Source organism: Kosmotoga sp., assembly GCF_982836095.1.
This window is the reverse complement of the sequence record NZ_CEYIHJ010000041.1, coordinates 6,780-12,437: the sequence shown is the minus strand read 5'-3', so window position 1 is coordinate 12,437 and position 5,658 is coordinate 6,780. Positions and strand designations below refer to the sequence as shown.

8 protein-coding genes are annotated in these 5,658 nt (G+C 40.9%); 4 read left to right on the top strand and 4 right to left on the bottom strand.

Annotation, left to right across the window (positions count from 1 at the left end; genetic code table 11):
* Together AC3LHT_RS04335 and AC3LHT_RS04330 are read right to left on the bottom strand one after the other, a co-directional pair.
* A partial coding sequence (locus tag AC3LHT_RS04335; protein WP_488662082.1) for an FAD-dependent oxidoreductase occupies positions 1–255 on the bottom strand: 255 nt, incomplete at its 3' end.
* Entirely contained in the window at positions 248–559 is a 312-nt protein-coding gene (locus AC3LHT_RS04330) for a (2Fe-2S)-binding protein (protein ID WP_290644814.1), read from the bottom strand. The genes AC3LHT_RS04335 and AC3LHT_RS04330, both read right to left, overlap by 8 nt.
* 151 nt (positions 560–710) lie before the next feature.
* On the opposite strand from AC3LHT_RS04330, the gene AC3LHT_RS04325 reads away from it, so the two are divergent.
* Genes AC3LHT_RS04325 through AC3LHT_RS04310 form a run of 4 tightly spaced genes read left to right on the top strand, consistent with a single transcriptional unit; the run spans position 711 to position 3,757 of the window.
* Complete coding sequence (locus AC3LHT_RS04325; protein WP_290644812.1) at positions 711–962, top strand: DUF1858 domain-containing protein; 252 nt, start codon at positions 711–713, stop codon at positions 960–962.
* The gene (locus AC3LHT_RS04320) at positions 955–1,674 is read left to right on the top strand and encodes a glycerophosphodiester phosphodiesterase family protein (RefSeq protein ID WP_290644810.1); all 720 of its coding nucleotides are present in this window, start codon (positions 955–957) and stop codon (positions 1,672–1,674) included. Before AC3LHT_RS04325 ends, AC3LHT_RS04320 begins: the two co-directional genes overlap by 8 nt.
* Positions 1,675–1,690: 16 nt before the next feature.
* On the top strand, positions 1,691–2,458 hold the full coding sequence (locus AC3LHT_RS04315; protein WP_290644808.1) for a YdcF family protein: 768 nt from the start codon (positions 1,691–1,693) through the stop codon (positions 2,456–2,458).
* Positions 2,459–2,464: 6 nt separating this feature from the next.
* Entirely contained in the window at positions 2,465–3,757 is a 1,293-nt protein-coding gene (locus AC3LHT_RS04310) for a C69 family dipeptidase (RefSeq protein WP_290644806.1), read from the top strand.
* Positions 3,758–3,766: 9 nt separating this feature from the next.
* On the opposite strand, the gene AC3LHT_RS04305 is transcribed toward AC3LHT_RS04310, so the two are convergent.
* Entirely contained in the window at positions 3,767–4,360 is a 594-nt protein-coding gene (locus AC3LHT_RS04305; protein ID WP_290644804.1) for an MBL fold metallo-hydrolase, read from the bottom strand.
* 12 nt (positions 4,361–4,372) lie between these two features.
* Positions 4,373–5,098 carry a hypothetical protein gene (locus tag AC3LHT_RS04300; RefSeq protein WP_290644802.1) on the bottom strand — a complete coding sequence of 242 codons (726 nt, stop codon included), beginning with the start codon at positions 5,096–5,098 and terminating at the stop codon, positions 4,373–4,375.
* Between the last annotated feature and the right edge of the window lie 560 nt (positions 5,099–5,658).

The following is a 5,658-nucleotide window of genomic DNA, read 5'->3' as shown; positions in this document are numbered from 1 at the left end:
TGTTGATTCTGGCATTAGCTCAACATTGTCCATGGCTCTCAGTTCTTCGAGTAATTTCTCGGCGATTTCAAAGCCCCTCACCGAAGCGTAAAATTCCTCATTGCCAAAGAATTTATGGGTTTGCTTTACCAATTGTCCGCCAAATCTGACCCCTTCATCGACAATGAGGGCTTTTAAGCCCGCCTTTCCCACTTCAATTCCCGCCGCAAGCCCTGCAGGTCCACCACCTATGATAAGAACATCGCACTCAGTCAAGGAACTCCCCCCTTCCCTTTTGGCGGCGCACAGCCATTCCATCCTTTACCAGCGTCATGCAAGTTCTGACATTTGGAATGCCATCAACTTCCATGAGACAGGAGGAACACTTGCCAATAGCACAAAAAAGCCCTTGCGGCCTTGCCTTTTTAGGGGTATATCTGAGAACCCTTATCCCATTAGCATGCAGCGCTGCGGCTATTGTCTCACCTTCATACGCCATGAGCTCTCTGCCCTCGAAGAAAAAGCGGATCTTTTTTCCTCTTTTGAAGGTGAGAATAGGGTGCCTTTCGATTCTTTCCACCAATAATCGCCTCCGTTTTTATTTTCCCATTATCAAGTATAAGGAATAAACACGTTAAAGCGAAAAAGCGTATTATCGAGCATACCTTAGAATATTGCTCATAAACTGCTATAATCTTCAAATGAAGACGCTTATTCACGGAGGGATTCTCGTGATAAACAAAAATATGAAAATAGAAGAAATCGTTGAAAAATATCCCTACCTCATCGATTTTTTCTTCAAAGTGGGCCTTAAAGTCATGGTCTGTGGTGATATTTTGTGGGGAACTTTAGAAGAAGAGGCTATAAGGCAAGGAAAAGGTGGGAGGTTAGATGAAATCATTTCAAAGGCAAACGAAATCATAGCAATGGAAGGGGAAAAGAAAAACACCTTTCTCAACATAGGAGATGATGAAAATGCTTAAGATTCTGGGACATCGGGGCATGGGAAAAGGGGAAGGGGAAAATAGCCTTCTCTCTCTTATCAGAGCAATTCAACTTGGTGCCGATGGTGTTGAAACCGATGTTTGGCTCACAAAAGACGGTTCATTGATCCTCACTCATGATGAAGATTTGAAAAGGCTGTTTGGCGTTGATATAAAAATAAAAGAGGTGAGCTATAAAGAACTCAAGAAAGCGAGGCTCATATCGGACGAAAAGCTCACAACCCTAGAAAAGGCCTATCTTGAACTCCCGGATGATGTGGTTATCAACGTGGAAATCAAAGATCCAGATGCTGCCCGATTTGTTGTCCCGCTGGTCAAAAGCTTTGATGCATTGGAAAGAACTGTTTTTTCTTCTTTTATCCACGAGTGCTTATCTGAAGTGAGAAAAGCCGATCCCAAAGCCAAAATCGGTCTTTTAATAGGCGAGGATGCAGAGGGCAAGGGACTGGAATACATCGAAGAACTCATTGGGCATTACGCTCCTTTTTCCCTCCACCTGCCAGTCCAGATTTTTGAAAGGTTTGGCTTGAAGATAGGCTTGGAACTGCTGAAAGGCTTTCGCGATGAAGGCATAAAAATCGCGCTCTGGACATTGAATGACCCCGAATTGGCTTTGAAGGTCAAAACTCAATGTGATTATCTGATCACCGATAATTTGATGTCAATGCTTGCAATTAAAGGCAGAAGATAGAGGTTGGTGTCTCTGAATGCTTTACTTTGAAAAGTTTTTAAGTGCTTTTCTTACACCACCCGGGATAATTATCGTCATCTTACTTATAACGGGCATAATCAGTCTTAAAAAAGCATTAGCTACTTACCAGAAAATACTGGCGTATATCGTGGTTCTGACCACTTTATTTCTTTATTTATTAAGTACGGGTGTCGGGACGATTTTGTATGTAAAACCCCTTGAGCAAGCTTATTCCCCTCCTTCTCTGGATTTGCTTCAAGATCATGATGCTATTGTTGTTCTGGGAGGGGGAATAATTCTTGGAAACGGAGAGGTGGAATTGGGTCCTCACACCTTAAAACGTCTTTTGAAGGGGTTTGAGCTTTATAAGAAACTTGACAAGCCAATTGTTCTAACCGGAGGCTCCCCTCTTGGAAGAGACTCTTTGACAGAGGCAGAAGTTATGGCAACGGTGCTTGAGGAATGGGGTGTTGATTATAAAGACATCATAATTGACAAATCAGCAAGAACAACCGCTGAAAATGCTTTACAGGTTTCAGAGATTTTCAGGGCAAAAAGATGGGCCAAGGTTATACTCGTTACCTCTGCCGTTCATATGAAAAGAGCCATCGATACCTTTCAAAGAAATGCCATTAGTGTTTCCGCTTATCCAACGGATTATCTATATGACTATGCTTCTTTGAGCTGGGTGGATTTTTTGCCCGGGAAAGATGCATTGGAAGCCAACATAAGTGGCATTCACGAATTCATCGGTCAGATATGGTACAAAATTCAAGGCAGGTGAATATCCATGTGCGATACGATTGTTATAACACCCAAGATCACTGGAGGCAAAATGCTTTTTGCAAAAAACAGTGACAGGGAACCCAATGAACCACAAGCCATGGTATTCTACCCTTCACAGGTTCATGAGGAAAAAGAGCTCTCCGCAACTTATATTGATATTCCACAGGTCAGAAGAACAAAAGCCTTTTTGCTTTCAAAGCCTTCCTGGATCTGGGGTGGGGAAATGGGTATCAATGAGGACAATGTGGTAATAGGAAATGAAGCCGTGTTTACCAAAGAACATGTGTCAGAAAAGGGACTTCTCGGAATGGACATTCTCAGGATAGCCCTTGAAAGGGCTTCGTCAGCTGATGCGGCTCTCAATATTATTACCACTTTGATTGGAAACCCGGGACAGGGTGGAAACGGGGGTTTTACCAAAAGATTGATGTACCACAATTCTTTCATTATAGCTGACAGGGAAAAAGCATGGGTCCTTGAAACAGCGGGCAAGTACTGGGCTGCAAAAAAAGTTGATGCCATTGGTACCATATCTAACGCCCTTAGCATTGGAAATGACTTCGATATGATTCATCCAGAAGCAATTGAACATGCGGTAAAAAAGCGCTGGTGCAAAAGTGTGGATGACTTTGAATTCAACAAAGCCTTTGGTAAAGGACTGTATGCCCTCTTCTCTGGTGGGCGGTTCAGAAAAGAGCGTACGGAGAAGCTGATCAGGGACAAGCTGCCCCTGTTAACCGTCAAAGAGATATTCGAGATATTAAGGGACCACGGGGACACTCAAAATATAACGAGAGGATCCATGAAAACTGTGTGCATGCATGCTGGCGGCATAATTTCAAGCCAAACAACCGCTTCGATGGTCTGTGAAATAGATGACATCACAACAGTGTGGGTAACCAACAACAGTGCCCCTTGTTTGTCGGTATTTAAACCCGTCTGGTTTAACAATGAAGAGAGTACGTTGCCTTATAAAACAGAAGAAGATGGCTTAAAACATTGGTATCATGGAGAACGTTTTTACAGAAACGCTCTTAAGAACTATCTAAAAGCCCGTGAATATTTCAAAGAGACTGCGAGCAACTATGAGTTGGAACTGCAGGAGAGAGTCAATACAATTTTCGAGGAAGGCACTCCTGATTTTGAAAAATTGAAAGACCTTTCAAGGGAGGCTTTTGAAAAAAGCTGGAAAATCGTTAACAGCTTAATCGACAAAACTTCGGATATGCCTCCGGGGAAACGTTCGCTGTATTTCAAGCTGTATTGGTTAATGCAAAACAGAGAATTCAAGGGTTAACACATCTATCTAAAGACCCTTCAAATAAGGGTTCTGCCTGAGAATATTTACCGCTTTTGCCGGAGAGCCATGGCCTGGAAAAACCTCCAGTTCAGGATTTTTCTCAAGCAATCCTTTTAACAGTTTCAGTGATTCAAGAAGTTTCTCTTCACTCCCTCCCGGTAAGTCCGTTCTTCCAATGGAATCGCTGAATAATGTATCACCGGTGAAAAGGTATTTTTTCATGTACAAAAAGCACACTGAGCCTGGTGTATGACCCGGCGTTTTGATTACTTCAAAACCATCTGGTAGGTTCTTTTCATTTAAAATGTTGAAACTATCAAGCTCCAAAGGTTTCATGGGATAGTAAAGTGAAAGATTGCTCCTGGGATTGTTGACAAAATCAACGCTTTCATTGAAGAAGAGATTGGCTTTCGCAAAATATGAAAGCTCAAAAATATGATCAACATGCGAATGGGTAAGGAGAATCCAAAAATTCTTCCCACCGTGCTTTTTTATTCTTTCGAAGGTCCCTTTCCCGGGATCAATTACAAAGACATCAAGACCTTTTTTGATGATATAAGTATTTTCACCAAAGAGATCTGAAAGAAACCGAATAACCATTGTATCACTCGCCTATTTATTGGATTTATTTGCATTTTTTCCTTTCGGAGGTAAGAATTCCTCTCTCGTTTCTTGTTCAATTCTCTCTTTGGAGTAATACTTGAATTGTATGCCAAGACTCGCTGAGAATATCAGCACAACCAGAAGAATCAAAATGAGCGTTTCTGGTACATTCGGGAACTTGTCTGAAAGGTATCCTGCTATCGCGATGGCAGAAAGAAAACTTCCCATCAAAGAAGTGACGGCGATTATCAATTGATTTTCGAACTTGAGCGCAATTAAAGCCACAATGACCCCGGTTATGAAAAAGTATGGATCAAGAATATTCAAATCTTTGCCAATATTCAGGCTTGAAAAAAGGTAAACACAAAGAAACATTGTAACCAGCATGGATATGATGAAAAGAAAGACCTTTCTTGCTTTTATGGATATTATGGGAAGTAAAATTGCACAGAGAAGCCCAAGTTCAATGCCATAGATATCTTTTCCCGCGGAGATGCCAAATTTGTAGCCCATATAGTAGCCCATCATTATCCAGGCCGCTGTATAAGGAACGATGAAAATCCTCCTTCCCAAAAAAGCCAGGGTGAAACCAAGGATTGCAAGCACCAAAAGGATTATAGGGTCAAAACTCTCGAAAGATTTAATAAAGACCCTAAGGCTTTCAAGGTCTGCACTTTTTAGCCAGTTAACAAGCTCATCGATAAAACTTGCAATCCCCTGGAAAATGGCAAGCACCTATATCTCCTCCTAAAATTTTAGAGTATCACACACTAATATTTTAACCGGTTTCCATGAAAGTTTTGCTTTCCTGATTCCTGGAATATTTAAATCCTGTTGTAAATTGATCAAAACACAATCTGGAGCGGCTATTTTTGCTGTATCCCGGCGCATCTATGTTTGCAATGAATTTTTCATCACAGTCTCTGATTAATAGCGGAGAATTGTATTCTTTTTGAAAATACTCTTTCAAAAGAATTAAATGTTTTACAAGACTATTAGAGGATACCAACTGTGGGAAAATTGAAGGCGTTTCTCCTCTTCAAAGCATACCTTTGCTCTACGAAAACAGTCATAAGTAAGAAGATTGGCAAAGGCAATTTTCGAATTTTCAACCATATAGTGTTCAAGGTAAGCCTGATATTTCTCGAAATTCTTCATTTTTAATGTCAGGAACTTTATAAGATTATCCCCATTAATTATAACGCCGGGATAAATAGGTATAATCAAACGAATGATTAACAGATAATTTGCAACCATTTAGTAAATTGTTAAAGAGTGTATTCATCTTTGAAAGC

Excerpts from the sequence above, each read along its gene's own strand:
- AC3LHT_RS04310 (WP_290644806.1), top strand. The coding sequence starts at position 2,465 with ATGTGCGATACGATTGTTATAACACCCAAGATCACTGGAGGCAAAATG.
- AC3LHT_RS04315 (WP_290644808.1), top strand. The coding sequence starts at position 1,691 with ATGCTTTACTTTGAAAAGTTTTTAAGTGCTTTTCTTACACCACCCGGG.
- AC3LHT_RS04305 (WP_290644804.1), bottom strand. The coding sequence starts at position 4,360 with ATGGTTATTCGGTTTCTTTCAGATCTCTTTGGTGAAAATACTTATATC.
- AC3LHT_RS04320 (WP_290644810.1), top strand. The coding sequence starts at position 955 with ATGCTTAAGATTCTGGGACATCGGGGCATGGGAAAAGGGGAAGGGGAA.